The sequence below is a fragment of the Mucilaginibacter sp. 5C4 genome (assembly GCF_034345625.1).
GTDB classification, from domain to species: Bacteria; Bacteroidota; Bacteroidia; order Sphingobacteriales; family Sphingobacteriaceae; genus Mucilaginibacter; species Mucilaginibacter aurantiaciroseus.
Genome location: NZ_CP133775.1, coordinates 457,909 through 481,784, shown reverse-complemented (window position 1 = coordinate 481,784; position 23,876 = coordinate 457,909). Strand labels below are relative to the sequence as shown.

General features: G+C 44.9%; 18 protein-coding genes and 1 pseudogene. 8 read left to right on the top strand and 11 right to left on the bottom strand.

The genetic code is table 11. The annotated features are described in order from the left end of the window. Positions 1–109: 109 nt before the first annotated feature. From RHM67_RS02160 to RHM67_RS02145, 4 genes are all read right to left on the bottom strand, one after another. Positions 110–676, bottom strand: coding sequence for an aminodeoxychorismate/anthranilate synthase component II (locus RHM67_RS02160; protein ID WP_322230209.1), 567 nt, complete (start codon positions 674–676; stop codon positions 110–112). 80 nt (positions 677–756) lie between these two features. Further along, positions 757–2,166, bottom strand: a complete 1,410-nt coding sequence (locus RHM67_RS02155; protein WP_322230206.1) for an anthranilate synthase component I family protein — start codon at positions 2,164–2,166, stop codon at positions 757–759. Between the two features lie 221 nt (positions 2,167–2,387). Further along, positions 2,388–2,834 carry a cytochrome B gene (locus tag RHM67_RS02150; RefSeq protein ID WP_322230203.1) on the bottom strand — a complete coding sequence of 149 codons (447 nt, stop codon included), beginning with the start codon at positions 2,832–2,834 and terminating at the stop codon, positions 2,388–2,390. A gap of 38 nt (positions 2,835–2,872) precedes the next feature. Continuing rightward, positions 2,873–4,063 (bottom strand): anhydro-N-acetylmuramic acid kinase, encoded by a 1,191-nt coding sequence (locus tag RHM67_RS02145; RefSeq protein WP_322230201.1) that lies wholly within the window; start codon positions 4,061–4,063, stop codon positions 2,873–2,875. A gap of 114 nt (positions 4,064–4,177) precedes the next feature. Here RHM67_RS02145 and nagB point away from each other — a divergent pair, with 114 nt between their 5' ends. From nagB to RHM67_RS02130, 3 genes are all read left to right on the top strand, one after another. Then, the gene (gene nagB, locus RHM67_RS02140) at positions 4,178–6,097 is read left to right on the top strand and encodes a glucosamine-6-phosphate deaminase (protein ID WP_322230198.1); all 1,920 of its coding nucleotides are present in this window, start codon (positions 4,178–4,180) and stop codon (positions 6,095–6,097) included. A gap of 10 nt (positions 6,098–6,107) precedes the next feature. After that, positions 6,108–6,569, top strand: coding sequence for a DUF2059 domain-containing protein (locus RHM67_RS02135; protein ID WP_322230195.1), 462 nt, complete (start codon positions 6,108–6,110; stop codon positions 6,567–6,569). Between the two features lie 62 nt (positions 6,570–6,631). Then, positions 6,632–9,496, top strand: coding sequence for a M16 family metallopeptidase (locus RHM67_RS02130; protein ID WP_322230192.1), 2,865 nt, complete (start codon positions 6,632–6,634; stop codon positions 9,494–9,496). A 56-nt stretch (positions 9,497–9,552) separates the two neighbouring features. Here RHM67_RS02130 and RHM67_RS02125 read toward each other — a convergent pair whose 3' ends face one another. Together RHM67_RS02125 and RHM67_RS02120 are read right to left on the bottom strand one after the other, a co-directional pair. Next, a complete protein-coding gene (locus RHM67_RS02125) occupies positions 9,553–9,717 on the bottom strand; it encodes a hypothetical protein (protein ID WP_322230190.1) in 165 nt (54 codons plus the stop codon). Next, complete coding sequence (locus RHM67_RS02120) at positions 9,695–9,928, bottom strand: hypothetical protein (protein ID WP_322230189.1); 234 nt, start codon at positions 9,926–9,928, stop codon at positions 9,695–9,697. Before RHM67_RS02120 ends, RHM67_RS02125 begins: the two co-directional genes overlap by 23 nt. A gap of 56 nt (positions 9,929–9,984) precedes the next feature. Here RHM67_RS02120 and RHM67_RS02115 point away from each other — a divergent pair, with 56 nt between their 5' ends. Beyond that, complete coding sequence (locus RHM67_RS02115; protein WP_322230187.1) at positions 9,985–12,609, top strand: ligase-associated DNA damage response DEXH box helicase; 2,625 nt, start codon at positions 9,985–9,987, stop codon at positions 12,607–12,609. A gap of 199 nt (positions 12,610–12,808) precedes the next feature. Here RHM67_RS02115 and infB read toward each other — a convergent pair whose 3' ends face one another. The 4 genes from infB to RHM67_RS02095 form a co-directional block, all read right to left on the bottom strand. Further along, complete coding sequence (gene infB / locus RHM67_RS02110) at positions 12,809–15,823, bottom strand: translation initiation factor IF-2 (protein ID WP_322230185.1); 3,015 nt, start codon at positions 15,821–15,823, stop codon at positions 12,809–12,811. 59 nt (positions 15,824–15,882) lie between these two features. Continuing rightward, positions 15,883–17,118 (bottom strand): transcription termination factor NusA, encoded by a 1,236-nt coding sequence (gene nusA, locus RHM67_RS02105; RefSeq protein ID WP_252758816.1) that lies wholly within the window; start codon positions 17,116–17,118, stop codon positions 15,883–15,885. A 3-nt stretch (positions 17,119–17,121) separates the two neighbouring features. Continuing rightward, positions 17,122–17,586: a ribosome assembly cofactor RimP gene (rimP, locus tag RHM67_RS02100; RefSeq protein WP_322230183.1), complete on the bottom strand. Its 465-nt coding sequence runs from the start codon at positions 17,584–17,586 to the stop codon at positions 17,122–17,124. A 139-nt stretch (positions 17,587–17,725) separates the two neighbouring features. After that, entirely contained in the window at positions 17,726–18,145 is a 420-nt protein-coding gene (locus tag RHM67_RS02095; RefSeq protein WP_322230182.1) for a hypothetical protein, read from the bottom strand. A 66-nt stretch (positions 18,146–18,211) separates the two neighbouring features. On the opposite strand from RHM67_RS02095, the gene RHM67_RS02090 reads away from it, so the two are divergent. Next, a complete protein-coding gene (locus RHM67_RS02090) occupies positions 18,212–18,733 on the top strand; it encodes a hypothetical protein (protein WP_322230179.1) in 522 nt (173 codons plus the stop codon). A gap of 1 nt (position 18,734) precedes the next feature. On the opposite strand, the gene RHM67_RS02085 is transcribed toward RHM67_RS02090, so the two are convergent. After that, positions 18,735–21,107 (bottom strand): S9 family peptidase, encoded by a 2,373-nt coding sequence (locus RHM67_RS02085; RefSeq protein ID WP_322230176.1) that lies wholly within the window; start codon positions 21,105–21,107, stop codon positions 18,735–18,737. A 76-nt stretch (positions 21,108–21,183) separates the two neighbouring features. Here RHM67_RS02085 and RHM67_RS02080 point away from each other — a divergent pair. The 3 genes and pseudogenes from RHM67_RS02080 to RHM67_RS02070 all read left to right on the top strand — a co-directional run bounded on the left by RHM67_RS02080 (position 21,184) and on the right by RHM67_RS02070 (position 23,857). Further along, positions 21,184–21,705 (top strand): annotated as a pseudogene (locus RHM67_RS02080) (GNAT family N-acetyltransferase). A gap of 143 nt (positions 21,706–21,848) precedes the next feature. Next, complete coding sequence (locus RHM67_RS02075; protein WP_322230173.1) at positions 21,849–22,796, top strand: IS1595 family transposase; 948 nt, start codon at positions 21,849–21,851, stop codon at positions 22,794–22,796. Continuing rightward, a complete protein-coding gene (locus tag RHM67_RS02070; RefSeq protein WP_322230171.1) occupies positions 22,796–23,857 on the top strand; it encodes a P63C domain-containing protein in 1,062 nt (353 codons plus the stop codon). The genes RHM67_RS02075 and RHM67_RS02070 overlap by 1 nt, the downstream gene beginning before the upstream one ends. The last annotated feature ends 19 nt before the right edge of the window (positions 23,858–23,876 follow it).

The window sequence follows — 23,876 nt, the reverse complement described above, 5'->3', positions numbered from 1 at the left end:
CCGACCGAAGGGAGCTCATCGAAGATAAATCTTGTTAGTTATGAAAAGTTTGCTAACTGCAATAACTAACAAAATTTATCACTATCGTTAGAAATGACAGGGCAGGGTTTTATACCTTTAACCAGTTCTGCATCATTTCTTTACCGTACTCGGTCAGTACCGATTCGGGGTGAAACTGTACGCCGCGCACGTTGTATTCCTTGTGCCTTAAAGCCATAACCGAGCCATCTTCTTCATCAATAGCAGTAATTTCTAACACGGCAGGCAGATCCTTTTCAACCACCCAGGAATGGTAACGGCCTACTTTAAAAGTATCCGGTAAGCCTGCAAAAAGCGGTTCGCCTGAATCTGTTATTTTAATGGGTGTAGCAATACCGTGCATAGGCTGCGGCAGGTTATAAAGTTTGCCGCCAAATACCTCGGCAATACCCTGCTGACCAAGGCATACGCCAAAAATGCTTTTTGTTGGCGCGTATTTTTCTATCACCTGCAAAAGCAAACCCGCTTCTGATGGGATGCCCGGCCCGGGCGACAGGATGATGTGACTAAACGCGTCAACATCCTCTATTTTAAATTGATCGTTCCTCCAAACCTCGCATTGCAAACCTAACTCGTTTACCAAATGCACCAGGTTATAGGTGAAAGAATCGTAATTATCTATTATTAATATTTTCATTTTTGCACACCCTAACCCCTCTCAAGAGGGGAACTAAAAATCGTTTAACTAATCTATATTCTCCAATCACTAATCTCTACTTACAACTCCTCCGCCAACTCTATCGCTTTGCGTAGGGCGGCTATCTTATTATCTACTTCCTTCAATTCGCTTTCGGCTATAGAACCTGCTACGATGCCCGCGCCTGCCTGGTAATGCAGCGTATTGTTTTTGCTAAGGAACGAACGGATCATGATGGCGTGGTTAAAGTCGCCGTTAAAGCCAAAGAACCCTATAGCACCGCTGTAAAAGCTGCGTTTGCTTTTTTCATTCTCATCAATGATCTCCATGGCGCGGTATTTTGGCGCACCGCTAAGCGTACCTGCCGGGAAGGTATCAGCCACAATTTTAAATGATGTGGTGCCCGGTTTTAGTTTACCACTTACGTGAGATACCAAATGGATGAGGTGCGAATAATATTGCACTTCCTTAAAGGCCTTAACGCTCACCTGCTCGCAATGGCGGCTCAGGTCGTTACGGGCAAGGTCAACCAGCATCACGTGTTCTGCAGACTCTTTTGGGTCGGCTTCTAACTGGCGGGCCAGCTCTGCATCTTTCTCATCATCGCCGCTGCGTTTAAACGTACCGGCGATAGGGAAAATACTGGCCACATTATTCTTAATGGTGATCTGTGCCTCGGGCGAAGATCCGAAGATCCTGAAATCGCCGTAATCAAAATAAAACAGGTACGGCGATGGGTTGATGGAACGCAAAGCTCGGTACACATTAAATTCATCGCCCAAAAACTTACGAGAGAATGCCCTCGACGGCACTATCTGGAACACATCGCCACGGTAAATGTGCTGCTTCATCTTTTCCACGATGGCAATAAACTCCTCATTAGTGAGATTAGATTTTTCCGCCTCGTTGCTTTTAAAACTGTACTCGGGGAAATTCTTGTTTTTGATGAAGTCTTCAATTTTCTCCAGTCCGTTGGTTTGTGGTTGTCCCTCTACCTGGTTATGGAAAATGTAAAGTTCGTTTTTAAAGTGATCTATCGCGATAATGTAGCTGTAAATATGATACTGCATCACCGGGATTTTGCGGGCGGTATCGGTGCTTTCTTTTAAGTGGATGGTTTCGAAATGCTCAACCGCCTCATGCGTAAAATAACCGAATAAGCCGTTTGACAATATCTTGGAGGTATTTGCCTCCACCTCGAATCGGGCGGTAAAATTGTTTATCTCGTCGGTAATATCAAATTCGCCGGGGTTGCTTACTTCTTCGCTGCCATCCGGGAACTTCTTTTTAAGGGTATTATTATCAAGAACCAACCCGCTAAAAGGCGCGCAGCACACAAAGCTTAGGCTGTTTTCGCGGCTGTGGTAATCCGAGCTTTCCAGCAGCAGCGAGTTGGGGAAAACATCCCTTAAGCGCAGGTAAATACTCACCGGTGTGGTGGTATCTGCGAGCAGTTTTTTTTTGGTGGTCGTAATTTTATATTTTTTCATTAGTGATTATCTCAGAGCGCATTAAACAAAAAAACCCGGCGAATTGAGCGTTCGCCGGGTTTCAAATTAGGTTTACATTTGATTAGTACTGCATATCAAAAACTATCCGGCCTGCCATGTTTTCACATAGTGCCACCAATTGGTATTAAGGTTAGTTTTTTTCATATCGTGGCAACAAATTTATACAAAAAATTGAATTAACAAATTTTTTGTCGACTTTTTTAGTGGGATATTCCAAAAAAGCTTCTTTTGCTTTGAATTATAGCTATAACTACTACTAAAAATGCCAGCGAATAAAAAATAGCAATAATACGATGTTTGCTCTCGGGCAATACAATTTTCTTTGATTTGCTATGGCCAATGGTAATTAACACAATGGCAAACAGCATCATAGTGATGTGTTCAACCGTCCAGTAACGTGCTTCGGCATCTTTCATAACACCTGCGCCAAACCTTACCAACGGGCTTAAAAAGTAAAGCACCAGCCCCAACAAAAATTGAGTATGTGCCGATATCAGGGCAAATAAATTGATCTTTCGGTTGCCTTCGGTATATGCTTTTTTACCCAGCCAACCCGCTAACGATTGAAATATGGCCAGTAAAATAAGGATGATAACAATGTACCTGAAACCGGAGTGAAAGTACTTGAAAAAGCTATAAGCGTTCATACGTTTAAAATTTGACCCGAATATACAAACAAAAAGAATTATAGCGGAAAACTAAACTTCCCCATCAGCACGGCCGGATTATTACCAATAGCCATCGGCTCACCACAAAGCGCTTCATTTCCCAACAACGCAAAAAGGATCGCCTCTTTAGCATCCGGGTTAATACCTAACTCGCCGGTGTCAGCAATAATCGCATCAGGCAAGGCGTTTTTGAGATAGTTAATAACGTAACGGTTCCTGGCCCCGCCGCCACTTACAAATATTTTAAGATCGGGCAGATTGAAGTTTGCTTTAATAAAGTTGCTTATACACTGGCCGGTGAAGGCGCTTAACGTAGTTACCAGGTCGGTTTTGTTGATATTGAATAGCCTTACACCCTGCTGAGCATCGGCCACAAATTCTAAATTAAACAACTCGGGGCCGGTGGTTTTTGGCGCGGCTTCCCTAAAAAATGGATGATCAAGCAGGGCATCCAGCAAAACATCATTCACCGTACCCGAATTGGCAATCGCCGAATCCTCATCAAAGGGTTTATCAAAATACTCGCGGCAAGCCGCGTCTATCAAAGTATTGCCCGGGCCGATATCGGTACATAAAACTTCTGCACCGGCATCTGCAGGCAAAAAGGTAAGGTTAGCAATCCCGCCAATGTTTAACAGGATGCGGTTTTCGCCCAGCTTGCTTCCTAAAAGCACGTCCCCGTATAAAGCTAATGGCGCACCCTCGCCGCCCCCGGCAATATGTTTCTGGCGGAAATCACTAATGGTTAAAATCCCGGTTTTAACAGCCAGATGGTCGGCGTCACCGATTTGCAGGGTAGCATTGCTATAGCCCGGCTGCTTATGCAGGCGCTTTGGCGCATGGTAAATGGTTTGGCCGTGGCTGGCAATAAAATCAACATCGGCAGTGTTAATACCCCCCTGCTTTAGCGCCTGCGAGATCAATTCACCATGAAAACTACCTATATAAGCGTTCAGTAAAGTAACCTTCTCCAGGCTCACCTGCTTTTTGGCAAAAACCTCCTGTACCTCGTGCTTAAACTTTTCTTCGTATGGTATAGTGATGAAATGGATCAACTCAAATGCAGTATTAGTGCCGCTGCCTTTAAACTTGCAAAGTGCAATGTCCAGCCCATCGAGCGAGGTCCCCGACATTAGCCCAATGCCCAACTTTGTTTCTTTCTGGGCGATGGTAAATAGTTTTTGCAGGTTTTTGTTGAGTGCAGGCATGCGCTAATTTACCTGTTTTGTAGCCAGCCACAAAAGTTAAATTTTAACCGCCTGTATCTAAATATCCTATATATTTGTTTAGCAGAATTGTACACCAATTACAACCCTAAGCCCATGGCCAGATTAAATTTATTAGAAGAAACCCGGTACGAGAAACTACCCGTTACGGTATACTCCGACCAAAACGCGGCATCCGTAGCCGTTGCAAAACGCATTGCCGACCTGATCCGCAAAAAGGATTCCGCCGGCGAACAGGCTGTGCTTGGCCTGGCAACGGGTGTTACCCCCATAAAAGTTTATGCCGAGTTGGTACGCCTACATAAAGAGGAAGCGCTATCGTTCAAAAACGTGATCACTTTTAACCTGGATGAATATTACCCCATGAAGCCTGACGCGGTGCAAAGCTACGTTACCTTCATGAACGAGAATTTATTTAACCATGTAGACATCAAAAAAGCTAACATTCACATCCCCAATGGCACTTTACCACAGGATGCGGTTGCCGATTTTTGTTTAGCCTACGAACGACAGATAGAAGAACTTGGTGGTTTAGACTTGCAGATCTTAGGTATTGGCCGTACCGGTCACATTGGTTTTAACGAGCCGGGCTCTGCGCCAAACTCGGGCACACGTTTGGTTACTTTGGATGACCTTACCCGCCGTGATGCTTCGCGCGATTTTGGTGGTAAACAAAACGTGCCCACCAAAGCCATTACCATGGGTGTGGGCACCATTTTTAAAGCCCGCGAAATTATTTTGATGGCCTGGAGCGCCAAAAAAGCGCCGATTGTCCGTAAAGCGGTAGAGGGCGAAATTTCGGGCGAAGTGCCTGCCACCTTCCTGCAATTATCAGATAATGTTGAGTTTGTTTTGGACATTGATGCCGCATCCGGCCTTACCCGTTTTGATACCCCATGGCTGGTGAAAGATTGCGTTTGGGAAAACTTGCTGATCAAAAAGGCGGTGATCTGGCTATCAGATACCGTTGGCAAACCTATTCTTAAACTAACCGAAGAAGATTATAACAGCAATGGCATGGCGCAGCTTGCCGTAGAGCAAGGGCCGGTGTACCAGATCAACATTAATATATTTAACCAGCTACAGCACACCATTACGGGTTGGCCAGGTGGTAAACCGGGGGCCGACGACAGCCAGCGCCCCGAACGTGCCGAGCCTGCAAAAAAACGATCTATCGTGTTCTCTCCGCACCCCGATGATGATGTGATCTCGATGGGCGGCACATTCATTCGCCTGGTTGACCAGGGGCATGACGTGCATGTGGCTTACCAAACATCAGGCAACACCGCCGTTTGGGATGATGATGTACTACGCTTTGTGGAGTTTGCCATCGATTTTAAGGAAAGCGTTGGCGAAGACGCATCAAAAATGAAAGGCATTTATGATGATATGCGCCAGTTTATGGCAATCAAGGAACCTAACCAGATCGATTCGTTAGAAATTCGCGATGTAAAGGGGTTTATCCGTAAAACAGAAGCCATTGCAGGTGCGCGCTATGCCGGGCTGCCGGATAGTAATATCCATTTCCAGGCCCTGCCTTTTTATGAGACGGGTAAAACCCAGAAAAACTCGGTTGGTGAAAAAGATATTAAACAAACGATGGAGTTGCTGCAAAAAGTAAAGCCACAGCAGGTGTTCACCGCAGGCGATTTTGCCGACCCGCACGGTACGCACATTGTATGTTTTAATATCATCATTGAATCGTTACGCCGCCTGCGCAAAACCGAGGCTTGGGTAAATGATTGCTGGGTTTGGATGTACCGCGGCGCGTGGCAGGAGTTCCCTACTTATGAAATTGAAATGGCTGTACCGCTTTCGCCGGCCGAAGTGTTGCGCAAACGCAGTGCTATTTTTAAACACCAGTCGCAAAAGGATAAGCCGGTTTTCCCGGGGGATGATGCGCGCGAGTTTTGGGTACGCGCCGAAGACCGCAACCGCGAAACCGCTCAAAATTACGACCGCTTAGGTATGGCAGAATATGCTGCCATGGAAGCCTTCGTGAGGTACAAATTTTAGAAAAAAGATCATGAAATACAAATTCTTAATTATCGCATTATTAATGTGCGGCGCGGCAAAAGCGCAAACACCTGCCATAACACCGGCACATTTAAAAGCGGCAGAAGCTGTTTTAACGGCATCCGGCGCGGGTAAGCAGTTAAAAGAAAACATGTCGGCAATGGTAACGCAGGCCAGCGCCAATGTTCCTGAGGATAAAAAGCCAAAGTTCATCGAGATCATGAATACTTTTACGGACAAATACATGAACTGGGATTTGATGAAAGACCAGATAGCAGCCTTATATGCACAAGAGTTTACCGAAAAAGAATTGAAAGATCTTGCAGTTTTTTACCGCTCTCCACTTGGCATCAAAATCAATCAAAAGCAACCGGCGTTATTTCAAAAAGGTGCAGCTATTGGGCAACAAGCGGTGCAAAGCCACCAGGCCGAGCTGCAGCAAATGATGCAGGAAGCATTTAAAACCCCATAAACAATTTGTAACTAAGGTATTCGTTTAGCATCTTAGTAAAATATTCCCTTTTTAATTTAAATATGAACATTAACAGAACTTTATCTGTAGCCGCGCTTGCCTTACTCATCGCATCGGGCAGTGCAAATGCACAGGTAAAACGTAAGCCAACCCCATCGCCACGAAACAAACCAACATCGGCCGCGGCGGCAATTGCCCCGCCAAATGTATTGCCGGTAGATAAAGACGTTATTATTGGCAAACTGCCAAACGGCTTAACCTACTATATCCGCCATAACGAGCAGCCTCAAAAACGCGCTGAACTATACTTGGTAAATAAAGTTGGCTCTATATTAGAAACTGATGCCCAACAAGGCCTTGCCCATTTTACCGAGCACATGGCCTTCAACGGTACGCGCGATTTTCCCAAGAATACATTGGTTAATTATCTGCAAAAATCGGGCGTTAAGTTTGGTGCCGACCTAAACGCATACACCTCTTTTGACGAAACCGTTTACCAGCTGCCATTACCTACAGATAGCGCCGCTGTTTTTGAAAAAGGTTTTAACATTTTGGCTAACTGGGCAGGCTACATAAGTTTTGACCAGGCCGAGTTAGATAAAGAACGCGGCGTTGTTTTGGAAGAAGCGCGCCTGCGTGGCAAAAACGCGCAAGAGCGTTTAAGCCTGTTAACGCTTCCTGTTCTGTTAAATAATTCGAAATACGCCTCCCGTTTGCCAATTGGCCAGGAGGCCATTATAAAAAACTTTGACGCGGCTACCATTAAAAGCTTTTACAGCGATTGGTACCGGCCGGACCTGCAGTCGGTGATTGTTGTAGGTGATTTTGACGTGAAACGTGTAGAGGCTTTAATAAAAGCAAACTTCTCGGGTTTAAAAACCCCTATTGCTAAAAAACCTCGTCCGGATTTTAACGTAGCGCCAACACCCGGTACTGTTGTAAAAGTGGTTACGGATAAAGAATTTCCGTACACCCTTGCACAAATCATTGTTAAGCACCCCCATACAGTTGTGCGTACCACTACGGGTTACTTGCAAAGCATGCGCATATCGCTGTTCAATTTTATGCTTAACCAAAGGCTTGGCGAACTGCAGCAAAAACCAGAACCGCCATTCCTGTACGCAAGTACAAGTTACGCCCCGCTAATTGGAAAACAGGATGCATTTTCATCAATAGTGGTATCAAAACCGGATGGATTAGAAGCCGCCGTTAAGGCCGCCGTTGCTGAAACAGAACGTGCCCGCAAATTTGGCTTCACCCTAACCGAGCTGGAGCGCGCAAAACAGCAGGCTTTGGTAGGCATCCAAAATGCTTTTTACGAAAAAAACAAAACCAACTCCGCTAATTACGTAAGGGAGTATACTCAAAACTTCTTAACCGGCGAAGCTATCCCGGGGATCGATTTTGAATATAACTTTTATATAAGCAACGTCGGCAAAATTACGCTTGCCGAAATGAACGCCCTTGCAGGCCAGTTCATCAGCGACCAAAACCGTGTGATACTGGTTGAGGGCCCGGAAAAGGATAAAGATAAACTACCCGATGAAAAAGCTATTCTTAGCTGGATAGGCGCCGCCGGAACCGGTGTTACCGCTTATGTAGATAACGTTACCAGCAAACCGCTGATGGATAAAGAGCCGCAGGGCTCTAAAATTGTGTCTGAGTTAAAAGACGAGGCTATCGGCACAACTACTTTAACATTCGAGAACGGGCTTAAGGTTATCTTGAAACCAACCCAATTTAAGAACGACCAGATCCTGATCAATGGTTCGGGCTTTGGTGGAACCACCCTTGCCAGCGATGCCGATTACACCTCTGCAAGTTTCGCCGGCTCTATTGTGGGCAGCAGCGGCATCTCCGAATTTAACCAGGGCCAGCTGGATAAAATGCTTGCCGGTAAAGATGTTAATGTAACGCCATACATCAGCGAATTAACCCAGGGCATTAGGGCAAGTTCTTCACCACGCGATTTTGAGACCGCATTGCAGCTCATCTATCTTTACTTTACGCAGCCACGCAAAGATGCCGATATCTGGAAAGGCACCATGTTGCAAACCAAAGCACTATTGGCTAACCGCGGGCTCGACCCGCAAAGTGTTTTCCAGGATACGCTATCTTCTGTGCTGAGCAATAATAATTTCCGTTTTGGCGCTACTACATTAGAGCGTTTAAACACGGCAAATTTTGATAGATCTTTCAGTTTTTATAAAGACAGATTTGCCGATGCAAGTGGTTTTACCTTTGTTTTAGTAGGTAATTTTAATGTGGAGCTGATCAAACCTTTCCTTTCTACTTACCTTGGTGGCCTGCCATCAACTAACAAAAAGGAAACTTTTAAGAACCTGAAAATGTACCCGGCACCAGGCCAGCTTACCAAAACCGTTTATAAGGGCATTGATGACAAAGCCAACGTGCAAATGATCTACAGCGGCGCTTATGAATTTAACGAGGCTAACAACATGCAGTTAGATGCGCTGGAAGAAGTACTAAACATTAAACTTGTTGAACGCCTGCGCGAGCAGGAAAGCGGCATTTACGCGCCGGGCATCAGGGCAAGTTATGTTAAAAATCCTGAAGGCCGCTACACCATAACTATCGCGTTCACCTGTGCCGCGGCAAACGTTGATAAATTGGTAGCTGCTACGCTTGAAGAGATCGGTAAGATAAAACAAACAGGCGCACAACCGGCCGATATTCAAAAATTTGCAGCTGAAGAGGCCCGTTCTACCCAGGTACAGCTTAAACAAAACGTAGCCTGGGCCGGTTACCTTGCCGGTGCCGTACAAAACGACCAAAACCCGGATGACATTCTTAGCCACGTTAAAAACCTGGAGAATGTTACCGTGCAAAGCACCAAAGATGCGGCCAACAAATATTTAAACAATGCCAACCTGGCAAAGGTTATTTTAATGCCGGAGAAGAAATAATTATCTCTTGAATCGTCCTAAAATAAGCCTCCCGATTTACATTGGGAGGCTTATTTTTATTTAAGCGGTTTCAAATCGGAGAAGAGGTGCAGATAAGTTGATGCTGCCCCGCGGCCTGGCTCGTGCACGGTAATACCGGTGATGATATCTTTATCATCTACATCGAACGCGATCCCGCCTTTACTATCATCGTAAAGGCTAAGCGCTTGCGGTTTGCCCAACACAAATGCCGGACACTATCAATTGCGCCAGTGGCACAGGTTTATCGCCGGGCATATCAACGGTTGTAGTATAGGTGGTTTTAATGGTATCCGTGATTGATATGGTATCAGATTTAGTAACCGTATCTGCCGCTTTTGGTGCTTTATTTTGCTGGCATGCTGTAACTGCTACAGCATGCACTAGTATAATTAAATATTTTGAGATGTTCATTGTTGTAACAATTTGTTTAATTTACAGTTGATACACATAACCCGTAAAAGCGGGTTATGTTGGCAAAAACAATGGCATCTAAAGGGCAAAAGGTAATTCAGGAATGGTACAGGCAAAAGCAATGGAAGCAATTCCCGTTTCAAAAAGAGATGGCAGCGGCCTACCTGTCGGGCTTTTCGGGTTTGTTGAACGCACCCACTGGCAGTGGTAAAACCTTTGCGCTTTTCCTGCCTTTCCTTACCGATTTTATTAATAAATACCCGGACACTTACACCACTCAAAAGGACAACGGATTGCTGATGCTGTGGATAACACCATTGCGCGCACTTACCAACGACATCCGCAAAGCTATGCAGGAAGTATGCGATGACATAGGCCTGCCATGGCGCATCATGACCCGCACGGGCGATACCTCCGCAGCAGAAAAAGCCGCCCTTAAACGCAAACTGCCCGAAGTACTACTCACCACCCCCGAAAGCCTGCACCTGATGCTGGCCCAAAAAGAATACGACAAAGTTTTTAAAGGGCTGCAGGTGGTGGTATGCGACGAATGGCACGAGTTGCTGGGCACCAAACGTGGTGTGCAGGTTGAGTTGGGGCTAAGCAGGTTGAAAGGTTTAGGTACGGAGAAAGAAGTGCGTGGAGCGGAAGTGCCGGAGCGTCGCTCGGATAATAAAAAAGATATCGCACCCCCAACACCGCACCCCGCACCTCTCCGCATCTGGGGTATTTCCGCAACCATCGGCAACCTGGAACAAGCTGCCGAAGTTTTATTAGGTAACGATTTCCCACCGGAGCGGATAAAAATGGTAAGGGCCAATGTAGATAAGAAGCTGGTGATAGAATCCGTCATCCCCGAAAGTATTGAGAATTACAGTTGGGCCGGGCACATTGGCGTAAAGCTATTGCCGCAGGTGATGGAGATCGTCGCTAAAAGCAAAACCACGCTGATTTTTACCAATACGCGGTCGCAAAGCGAGATTTGGTATCATGCCATTATAGATAATTACCCCGAGTATGCCGGCATTATGGCCATGCATCACGGCTCGCTGGATAACGAGATCCGTAACTGGGTGGAGCAAGCCTTACATGCCGAAGCGCTTAAAGTAGTGGTGTGTACTTCAAGCCTCGACCTGGGGGTCGATTTTAGGCCCGTAGACACGGTTGTGCAGGTGGGAAGCCCTAAGGGTGTCGCCAGGTTTATGCAACGCGCAGGGCGAAGCGGGCACCATCCGGGTGCAGTATCAAAAGCATACTTTGTGCCCACGCACTCGCTGGAATTATTGGAGGGTGCCGCATTAAAAAGCGCTATCAAAAAAGGCGTGTTCGAGAGCCGCGACCCCATGCTGCTTACATTTGATGTGCTCATCCAGTTTATGGTGACGCTGGCGGTATCGGATGGTTTCAGGGCCGATGAATTGTTCCGCGAGGTAAAAAGTACCTTTGCCTTTGCCGACCTGCGCCGTGACGAATTTAACCAGCTTTTAGATTTTATAACCAATGGCGGCAAAACACTCGCCCAGTACGATGAATTTTTAAAGGTAGAGGTAGAGAACGGCCTTTTTAAAGTGAATAGCAGGCGCGTGGCTATGCGGCACCGATTGAGCATCGGTACCATAACGAGCGAATTAAGTATCCGCGTGAAGTGGTTAAGTGGGGGCAGCCTGGGTACTTTGGAGGAAGGCTTTATATCGAAACTTAAACCGGGCAGTACGTTTTGGTTTGCCGGCCGTAGCCTGGAATTTATAAAGGTGAAAGAGATGACGGCCTATGTCAAAAAATCAACCAAAACCAAAGGGCTGATACCAAGCTGGGCAGGTGGCAGGATGCCATTATCTTCGCAGTTATCCGCAGTGTTCCGCGATAAACTGGATGAGGTGGCCCATGGGATAGAAACAGATATTGAAGTAAAGGCGCTTAAACCGCTGTTTGATCTGCAAGCCAAACTATCTCACCTGCCGCAGAGCCACGAGTTTTTGATCGAATCTTTTAAATCCCGCGAGGGTCACCATTTGTTGTTTTACCCTTTCGAAGGCCGGTTGGTGCACGAAGGTATGGCGAGTTTGTTGGCATATCGCATCTCCAAAATAAAACCCGCCAGTTTCTCCATCGCCATGAATGATTATGGTTTTGAGTTATTGACCGACGAGGATATCCCAATCGAAGAAGCCTTAGAAAACGCCGATTTCTTCTCCATCAATAACCTGATAGATGACATCCAAAATAGCTTAAATGCCAATGAAATGGCGCGGCGCAAGTTCAGGGATATCGCGCATATTGGTGGATTGGTGTTTACCGGCTATCCGGGGCAGCAGGTGAAGAATAAACACTTACAGGCCTCTACATCGCTACTGTTCGAAGTGTTTAACGAGTATGAGCCCGATAACCTGCTCATTCGCCAGGCCAATAACGAGGCACTTGCTTTTCAATTAGAGGAGTTCCGTCTACGTGCGGCGTTACAGCGCATTCAAACGCAAAGTATCGTCTTAAAAGTTATTGAACGGCCAACACCCTTCGCTTTCCCGATACTGGTAGACAGCCTTGGCCGCGAACGCCTCACTACCGAAACCATAGAAGAGCGCATCGCCAAAATGGCCCGCAGATATGATGTTGATGAGGTATCGGATAAACCATCACCAAGGAGCAGGAAGGTTGGGGTTATGAGGAAGAAGGGGTTTTAGGAGATATAAACCGCGCGTTATTACGAAGAGCGATAGCGACGTGGCAATCTTCGATAGGTGTGTCGGCGACTCTTCTATCGAAGATTGCCACGCTGCGCTCGCAATTGACGCTTCAACCGGTATAAACAAAAAAAGGACAGCTAATAAGCCGTCCTTTTAAAATATTCAACAGAGACGCGATACTTCGCGCCTTAAACGATTAAGCTAATTTACGTTTTACTTCTACGTTTTCGTATGCTTCTACAATATCACCTACTTCGATGTTGTTGTAGTTAGCGATATTCAAACCACACTCGTAATTGGTTCCCACTTCTTTCACGTCGTCTTTGAAACGTTTTAGTGAGGCCAGTTCGCCTGTGTGAATTACCACACCATCACGAACGATACGGATCTTGCTGTTACGGGTAATTTTACCATCTAACACCATACAACCTGCAATTGTACCAACCTTGCTGATCTTGAAAGTTTCGCGGATCTCTACGTTAGCCATAATTTTCTCTTCAAACGTTGGTGCAAGCATACCTTCCATCGCCAATTTTATCTCGTTGATAGCATCATAGATGATAGAATACAACCTGATGTCAATTTGCTCGGCTTCGGCCAGTTTACGCGCACTTCCCGAAGGACGTACCTGGAAACCGATGATGATCGCATCTGATGCAGAAGCTAACAATACATCCGACTCGGAGATCTGACCAACTGCCTTTGATATGATGTTCACCTGGATCTGCTCGGTAGACAGTTTCAGTAACGAATCTGATAACGCCTCGATAGAACCATCCACGTCACCCTTAACAATAATATTAAGTTCCTTAAAGTTACCAACTGCCAAACGGCGGCCAATCTCGTCAAGTGTAATGTGTTTCTGGGTACGTAAACCTTGTTCGCGCTGTAATTGTAAACGTTTGTTCGCAATTTCACGTGCTTCCGGCTCGGTATCTAATACGTTGAATTTATCACCGGCTGTAGGCGCGCCCTGCATACCCAACACCTGTACCGGTGTAGATGGCCCTGCAGATTCAACCCTTTGGCCACGTTCGTTAGTTAAGGCCTTAACACGCCCGCTGTAACAACCCGCTAATATCGCGTCGCCCACTTTTAGGCGGCCTGCCTGTACCAATATGGTGGTAACAATACCACGGCCTTTATCTAAGGCTGCTTCTATTACTGTACCAACGGCACGTTTGTTAGGGTTAGCTTTAAGCTCAAGCAATTCTGCCTCAAGCAATACTTTCTCTAACAACAGTTCGATATTTAAACCTGTTTTAGCCGATATTTCTTGTGTTTGGTATTTACCGCCCCACTCTTCAACCAAAATATTCATGGCTGACAGTTGCTCACGTACCTTATCGGCGTTAGCACCCGGCCTATCAATTTTGTTGAAAGCGAAGATGATAGGTGCACCTGCAGCCTGCGCGTGGTTTATGGCCTCGCGGGTTTGCGGCATCACGCTGTCATCAGCAGCAATTACTACAATAACAATATCTGTTACCTGTGCACCCCTTGCACGCATGGCGGTAAACGCCTCGTGGCCCGGTGTATCCAGGAATGTAATTTTCTTATCATCCGCCAGGGTAACTTCGTAAGCGCCAATGTGCTGGGTAATACCCCCGGCCTCACCGCCAATTACGTTTGTTTTGCGGATAAAATCCAGTAAGGATGTTTTACCGTGATCGACGTGGCCCATGATGGTCACGATAGGTGCACGTGGAATAAGATCTTCCGGCTCATCAGGCTGATCAAGTATAAACTCTTCATCCTGTGGTTTCACAAACTCAACCTGGTAGCCAAACTCATCAGCAACAATGCTTAAGGTTTCGGCATCCAAGCGCTGGTTGATAGACACAAACATACCCAAACTCATACAAGTTGAGATAATTTGTGTTACCGATACATCCATCATCAAAGCCAACTCGTTTGCCGTAACAAACTCGGTAACCTTAATAATTTTAGACATCGCGTCCTGCTCCATTGCCAGTTCATCCGCATTGGCGGCAACATCATCACGCTTTTGACGGCGGAATTTGGCACGCTGTGCAAACTTACCAGACTTACCCGCGCCGCTTAAGCGTGCAAGTGTAGCCTTGATCTGGTCTTGTATATCCTTTTCTGTAGGTTCTTCTTTAGGGCCGCCGCCTGTAGCGGGCCTTCCTCCTCTAAAATCGGGACGGTTACCGCCGCCACCCGGAGGGCCTGCTGGTCTGTTCCTGAAATCGGGACGGTTTGGATTGATAATGCCGCTTGGCGGGGCTTGCTGGCCTGTGCCATTACCGCCACCCGGGCCGCCTTGCTGATCTTTACGCTTACGTTTGCGTTTTAGATCGGCCGCGTTGCCTGCAGCACTTGATGAAGACGCAACAGGGCCACCGCGTTTAGGCTGGTTAACCGGCAGTTGTATCTTACCAATAATTTTTGGCCCGCTTAAACGCTCTGCGCTCGCGCGGATAACGTCGTCACCTTCGGCTTCTGCTGCGGGTACTGCTGCCGCAGGGGCAGTTTCAGCTAACGGTGCTTTTGGCACTTCTGCAACCGGTGCAGGTTTCTCTGCAACGGGCTCTGGTGCTTTTGGCACTTCTGCAACCGGTGCAGGTTTCTCTGCAACAGGCTCTGGTGCTTTTGGCGCCTCAAAAACAGGTGCAGGTTTTTCTATAACAGGCTCGGCTACTTTGGGTGCTTCAACCACTGGTGCAGGTTTTTCTGCAACCGGCTCCGGTGCTTTGGGGGTTTCGGCAACAACTGGTGCTGCTTTTTCTTCAACCGGTGGTTTCGCATTAAGATTATTAAGGTCTATTTTACCAATCACCTTTACACCCGGTAATCCTTCGTGGCTGCGTTCTTCGGCTTTTTCCTGTACAGGTTCGGCCGGTTTTGGCTTTTCAGCCGGCGACGAAGTAAAATGGCCGGTGTTTTTGATCAGGATCTCCTCGTTCTCGAAATCACGGGAACGACGCGGCTGCTCTGCTGGTTTATCAGATGTTTGCACACCTTCTTCCTTGCGGATGTTGCCTATCTTGATCTGCTTGGCCTCCTCCTTAATAATTTTATCTACAGCAAATTCCTTTAACAGGGTTGTGTACATATCGTTATCCAGCTTAGCCATAGGTTGCTTTTCAACCTTATAGCCTTTGGTAGCTAAAAAATCGACAATGGTACCCATACCAATGTTCAGTTCTTTTACTGCTTTTATTAATTTTATGGATTTGTCTTCTGACATTTATTAAATTTTCTCTGCTAATTATCGCAAAAATACGATTTTAATTCTTGTTTCTACGTTTATTCAAATTCTGCCTGCAGAACTGATAAAACTTCTTTTATTGTTTCTTCTTCAAGATCGGTACGTTTAACCAATTCGCCCACAGAAAGTGCCAATACAGATTTCGCGGTATCAAGCCCAATGCGTTTAAATTCGTCAAGTATCCAGCTATCGATCTCATCTGAGAATTCTTCGATATCCACATCCTCGTCATGCTCATCAGCCTCGCGGTAAACATCAATTTCATACCCTGTCAATTTACCTGCCAGTTTAATGTTATGGCCGCCACGGCCAATAGCTAATGATACCTGGTCTGGCTTTAAGTACACTGCAGCTGTCTTTTTCTCATCATCTAACTTAATAGAAGTGATTTTGGCAGGCGATAATGCACGCTGGATGTATAACTGGATATTATTGGTAAAGTTTATTACATCTATGTTCTCGTTCTTCAACTCGCGAACGATACCATGGATACGTGAACCTTTCATACCCACGCAGGCACCAACAGGATCGATACGGTCATCATAAGATTCAACAGCAACTTTAGCCCTCTCGCCCGGTTCGCGAACAATTTTCTTGATGGTGATCAGTCCGTCGAAGATCTCGGGAACTTCCATCTCAAATAAACGCTGTAAAAACTCTGGCGCGGTACGTGATATAATAATTTTAGGGTTGCTATTTAACATATCAACCTTGCTGATTATCGCCCTAACACTATCACCTTTTTTAAAGTAATCGGCCGGTATCTGCTCGGTTTTTGGTAATAAAAGTTCGTTGCCTTCATCATCTAATACCAAAGTTTCTTTTTTCCAAACCTGGTAAACCTCGCCGGTAACAATCTCGCCAACGCGGTCTTTATATTTCTTAAAGATCTCGTCTTTCTCCAGTTCTAAAATTTTAGATACCAGGGTTTGGCGGGCAGCAAGGATAGCCCTGCGGCCAAAGCTCTCTAAAGTAACCTGCTCAATTTGCTCGTCGCCAATTTCAAGGTCGGCATCAATTGTTTTGGCTTCGGCCAATTCAACCTCCAGGTCATCATCTTCACTAAAACCATCCTCAACAACCGTACGTGTGCGCCAAATCTCTAAGTCACCATTATCGGTGTTAACGATAACGTCACAATTTTCATCTGTGCCGTATTTTTTCCTGATCATGCTTCTGAAAACGTCTTCCAGAACGCTCATCATGGTTGGGCGGTCAATGTTCTTGAAATCTTTAAATTCCTGAAAAGAATCAATTAAATTAATATTGCTCATCTTCTACTTGAATGATATTAAAACTTTTGTTTCTGTTATTTTATCTGTCGGGATAGTGCTTTCAACAGTTACAGCCTTTTTCCCTTTTTCTTTTATTGTTTCTTCTATTACAATGTGGCCGTCGCCGGCCTCTTTCAATATGCCTTCTCGTTTTATACCGTCGTCCATCTTTATAGCTAACGTGCGGCCTATGTTTTTAGCATATTGCCTTTTTAGCGTTAGCGGTGTATCGATACCCGGCGATGAAACTTCCAGGTTGTATGGGGTATCTACCACGTTCTCTTCTTCGAGGTGAAAGCCTACATGCCTGCTTATGGCAACACAATCCGCAATCCCTATCCCGTTATCCCCATCAACCAGTACTATAAGGCTGCCGTTCGAATGCATTTTAACATCCACCAAAAACAAGTTTGGCATATCGGCAATCTTTTCCTCTACCAGCTCAATTGTTCTTTTTTCAATATTCATTATCGTATGTTTTTACCGGTTGCCCCCGATAGCTAACAGGGCGGTTGATAATTTGATTGATAAAATAAAAGAGGGGACAAATGCCCCCTCTTTTTTAATTCAGATGCAAATGTAAGATATCTTTTTGATTTTAGCAAGCTTATTGCTTAAAAATCAAATCGATAAAATGCACTTTACCGGGTTGGGAGTGGCCTTTTATGTAATCCATCAGCGTGGCACCCTCGCCCAGGCGATAGTTGCGTACAAAGTAAGTTTGCCCTTTTATAAATGGGGTATCGGGTGTAAAAACAAACGCGCTGTCTTTTAACTGGTAGCGCCCCGGTTGCACGGGCTGGTAATTCTTCATATCCGTATCGGCAGGCATACGGTAAACCGGCACCAGGTTTTGCCAAACATTTTTATCGCTATCACGGGCTATATCCTGCATCACCACATAATCCAGCCCTTTAAATTGAATGGATTTGCCGTTGTTGATAACTGATAGCTGCACTGCTGCGGGGTGCTTGGCGGGGGTACAGGCAGCAAGGCAAAGCAAAAGCAGAATAGTTAATTTATTCATTCTTATGATGACGCTTTTTTTGGCAATGTTCAAAATTAAACAGAAATTGGACGAAACAATTATATTATGACCTCTAAATCCTTATGGACCATTATTGTTAAACTGGCTGGCTTATATACGTTATGGCAATTTATTGAACTCACTCCCGGCTACTTCAGTATAATACAATCAATGTACAGCCCAGACCAATATACACAACGTAATACCGCTATGTGGGTATATATCTTGCAGGCTTTGGTTATTCAGCTGATAGCGCTATTGTGTCTGTTTAAAACAGATTGGCTTATCAAATCCGTTCAATTAAATAGTGAGGAAGACGATAAACTTTTACAGTTAAACATTCACCGTTCGCAGCTTGTAAAAATAGTCGTTATCATTTTAGGCGGCTTAATGTTTTTAGATGGCATCCCCACTCTTGCCTCTAATCTTTTAAGGTTTTTTGAGGTGAACAAAGATGTTCAATTTCTTAAAGACCCCACTTTCTCATGGCTTGTTTTTGCCGTTTTAAAGGTAACAATAGGTTACTGCATGATTGTATACAGCAGGTGGTTCGTAAATTTCATTGAACTAAAAAGAAAGAAAGGATAAATTACTTACCCTTCAACGTTTCCTCAAACAACTTATAAATTCGTTTATACTCATCCGTCCAGCTGCTGGGCTGTATAAAGCCGTGGTCTTCTACAGGATATGGCGCAAGTTCCCAGTTCTCTTTGTGCAATTCTATTAGGCGCTGGCTTAACCTTACAATATCCTGGAAGTTCACGTTCTGGTCTACCATACCATGCAGCATTAGCAGGCGGCCTTTTAGGCCGTCGGCAAAGTAAATGGGTGAACTTTGGCGATAGGCTTTCTCATCATTAAACGGTTCGTTAAGGATGTTGGAGGTATAGCCGTGGTTATAATGCGCCCAATCGGTTACCGAACGTAATGCCGCGCCCGATGCAAAAACATCCTGCTGGGTAAACATCGCCATCAGCGTAATGAAACCGCCATACGAGCCGCCGTATAAACCAACATTCTTGGGGTTTACACCATATTTATCGACTAATAATTTTACGCCATCCACCTGGTCGGTCAAATCGGCACCGCCCATGTGGCGGTAAATGCCGGTACGAATGTCGCGGCCATAGCCCGAGCTTGCTGTATAATCAATATCCAGCACGGTGTAACCATTATCAACCAGCATGTTGTTGAACATATATTCGCGGAAATAGCTGCTCCACCAATAATGCACGTTTTGCAGATAGCCTGCGCCATGCACAAATACTACCGCCGGTTTTGCCGGATCCGGGTTTTTAGGCTGATATAAACGGGCATAAATATCCTTGCCATAACGATTTTTAAAGCTGATCACCTCCGGCTGTTTCCATGGGTACGATTTAAATTCTTCTGTAACCGAATTGGTTACCTGCACTGCTTTTGCACCGGGCTTGTTTGGCTGCATGTACAGTTCCCAAGGCTTGTTGGAGTATGAATATCGGATAGCCAGCCATTTTTCATCGGGCGAAAGGTAGGTCTCGTTACCCCCCTTCATCGAGGTGATTTTAACAGGTGCGCCACCCGTAACCGGGATGCGGTAGAAATGCGTTACACCGGGATGCTCGATATTGGCAGTAAAATAAAAGGTCTTTTTATCGTTCGACAGATGCAGGGTTTGTACTTCCCATTTGCCTGAAGTTAGTTGCTTTTTCTCTCCGCTCATTACATCGGCCATGTATAGGTGCGAGTAACCGCTCGCTTCGCTCTGGAAATAGAAGTGGGTGTTATCTGCCCAGCCCAGGCTGCCATCGGCAAAGAAGCCGCCGGTACCGGGGCCGCCTATCCAGGCATCGTCGTGCTGGCGGTCTAATAAGGTTAGTTTGCCTGTCGCGGTATCAAGTTTCATCAGCCAGCGGTCCTTGTTATCCTGCGATTCTACATTTACAACCGCATACTTACCATCGGGGCTCCAATAAGGGGCGGTTATGTCCACTTTTCGGTCGGTATTTGCCTTTTTTAGGGCTTCTAATTCCTTAGGGTAATCGCTGTAAAACGCGGGGATATCTTTTATACCGGGGATGTCTTTGGTGGCAATGGCATAAACACTGTCGCGTTGCGTATCGAAAATAAAACTCTCTGATGTAGACTGTGGGGCACCCACCTTGGTACGGTTAGGGATATCTTCGGTATAGCCGGATGAGGTTACATAGTTGGGCACGATGCCCGCCCTTGCCACTTCTGCCGCCTGGATCAGCCTGTAGGTTATATACCTGCCATCCGGACTAAGCTGTACGCCGTTCAAACGCTTATCGCCAAAAGCTATCTCTTTTAATTTAACAGGTTTATCTTGCGCACGCTCTGCCGAATCCAGCTTGCGGTCTTTGTCGTTTACTTTAACAATATCAAACATTTCTGCTTGCTGCTTTTTAAGCCAGCGGGATTGCTCGGTATCTTTTGCGGGTTTCTTTTCTGCGGATGTGGCTTTTACAAAATTGGTTAGCTGGGTAAGTTCGCCTTTGCTTCGCTTAAGCTGGTAAAGGTTATTATCGTAGGTGTAAACAATGCTGCCTTCATCGCCGGTAAAGGTTGGGTTGCTTTCGCGGCCTGTGGTGTGGGTTAGCTGTACAATTTTACCGCTGCCTGCCTGCCATAGGTAGATATCGCCGTCTTCCTCAAAAGTTTTTAATGTTCGGGCTTTGTTCCATTTGCCGTTCTCGGGCACCATGTCGCGGCGCTCGGTAGTACTCGCCTTTTGCGGTTTTGTGTTATTAGTGGTGATGCAGAAAAGCTCATCGCGCTCGGCTTTGTTTGGGTTCCAGTTAAAATAGATCTTTTTGCTGTCGTCGCTCCAGCGGATATTGCTTGGCGATGTGCCCATCCATTTTGGGTCGCGCATAATTTTTTCTACAGTAAGCGGACCAAGGGTTTGGGCTGATGCGGCAAAACCGAGGCAAAGGAAAAACAAGGTAAAGCGTGTTTTCATATCACAAAATGCTGTTAGGCGCTGCAATTTAGCAGTTTAGTTACTATTACTATTTTTAACGTTTGGATTGTTACAAATGGAAATAAAAGGAAGCCAATTTATACTGCGCCCGTTCCGCCTTGCGGATGCCCTTGCCCTGCAAAAACACGCCAATAATCCAAACGTGCCGGCTTATTTATTGGACAGATTCCCGTCGCCATATTCTTTGGATGATGCGGAAGCTTTTATCGATCTCATGATCAGCAAGCTAACCGCTACCAACTTTGCTATAGAAATAAACGGTGAAGTTGCCGGTGGAATAAGTTTAGAATTTAGGGCTGATGTTTACCGGAAATCTCCGCTGATTGGCTACTGGCTTAGCGAGGAATATTGAGGCCGCGGCATCGCTACCGAAGCGGTTAAATTGTTGACCGAATACGCCTTCAAAAACTTTGATATTATTTGCATCCTGGCGTTCATCTTCGGTAAAAACAAGGCATCTATGCGGCTGTTGGAAAAGGCCCGTTATGTTGAGCAGGGCGTATTAAAACAAACGGTGGTTAAAGCCGGGGAGGTGATGGATGAGCATGTTTATGTGGCGTATAGGGATAATGCATAAGGCGCGAAGTATCGCGCCTCTACAAAAAATCCGCGTTAAGACGCGATACTTCGGTAACTATATACTACTTTACACCAAATATTTACGATTTAATTTGGAATTGGTGTAATTAACTTCTATATTTACATTGTAATCAAAAGGCAATGATAAATATAGAGTTTAAATCAATAAGAGAGTTAATCAAGGCGTTCCCTGACGAGCAAACTTGTATTAGCCATTTAGAGCAATTACGTTGGAACGGCAATGTAGTTAGCCCATTTGATGAAACTTCTAAAGTTTATACTACTGCACGTGGTTACAAATGCAAAAACACAGGTAAGTATTTTAACGTGCGTACATCCACTCTATTCGATAATACTAAAGTTGAATTACAGACTTGGTTCATTGCAATATATCTTATTACAGGCCATAAAAAAGGCATCTCATCACTTCAATTAGGCCGTGACTTAAACGTAACTCAAAAAACAGCTTGGTTTATGTTACAGCGTATTAGAAACTGTTTCGGTATTGATGCGGCTGAAACAGAAATAGACAATAATAATAAACTTGGTGGTTCGGGCGTAGTTGTAGAGGTTGACGAAACAATACACGGTGGCAAGGCTAAGAATATGAGTAACAAAAAACGCAAATCTATTAGAGAAGACAGGGCTATTCAAGGCGATAACAAAACCACAATTATTGGATTTATAGAGCGTGGTGGTAACTTGCGTATGCAGCCTGTAAAGCCGTCTGACTTCATCCCTGACTTAGTAAGAGCCAATGTAGATACCGAATCGGTATTAATGACCGACACAGCCAATACATACTTAAAGGTAGGTCAATCTTTTGCCCACCACGCGGTTGTTGATCATGGCAAAAAAGAATACGGCCGTGATGGCATATACTACACTAATAATATAGAGGGTTGTTTTTCTTTGTTTGATAGAATGGTTATTGGTATCTATCATAACATATCTCCAAAGCACATTCAGAAATATACAGATGAATTTGTTTTTCGTTACAATAGCAGAAAAACTACTAACTTAATCCGTTTCAATTCACTACTTTCAAATTGCACCAATCGTTTAACCTATAATCAATTAATGAAATAATGGAATTAGAAGCGGTATATACAGGTATAATAAAACTTGGAGAGTTTGAATTGCCATGTTATGTGTTGAATAACGAAATGCGGGTATTATCGCAGAGAGAGGTAGTGAAATTTATCAGTGGCGGCAGAGAAAGCGGAAACTTAAATAGATATTTAGATGCGCGGGCCATACAGGCCTATTTACCTGACAAATTTAAGTCAATTGATGGTGATAAAGAGCGTAACAAGCTGATTTTCAAGGCGGGCACAGGAAACCCAGCACATGGCATCCAAGCAAGCGATTTGGTTGATATATGTAATGCATATTTAAAGGCCCGCCAAGTTGGTGACTTACATCCATCCCAAGCTAAATTAGCAGAACAAGCGGAGTTATTTATATCAGCTTGTGCAAAAACCGGAATTGATGCAATTGTAGACGAAGTAACAGGCTTTCAATATTTCAGGAAAGCCAATGAAATACAAGAAAAATTTAAAGCTTATCTTCAAGAGGAATATAGGGCATGGGCACTAACATTTCCTCGACAGTTTTTTCTGCAACTATATAAATTGGAAGGCAAAACGCCGCCCGCTCAAACCGTTCCATATCCTAAACGGTTTGGAAAATATGTAATGAACTTTATTTATGATACATTAGATCCAGATATTGCAGACCATTTAAGAGAAAATAACCCATATCCGGGCGGGATTAAACATCATCATCAAATGTTTAATGATTTTGGGTACAAAAATTTGCAAGATCATGTTATATCGGTATTAGGTATAATGAAGGCCTCTATAAATCTTGAAAAGTTTAAACAGAATATAGCTATTGCTTTTCCTAATCTCCGTACACAGCGAGCTGTTCGATTAAAAAAGCAACAGTCGCTAAATCTTACTGCTAAGGCACAAAAAGAAACACCTCAACAAACGAGTTTATTTGATTTTATAGAAACTATTAATACCCCGCCAAAAGAAGAATTTTTAGAAAGGATTAACTCAACCGATTCGGGAGTCAAAAATCTATCTAACTTCAACGATAAGCTTAAAATGGCTTTAAATTACAGTCCTAAAAAAGGGGAATAAAGAAAGTATAGAGTATATC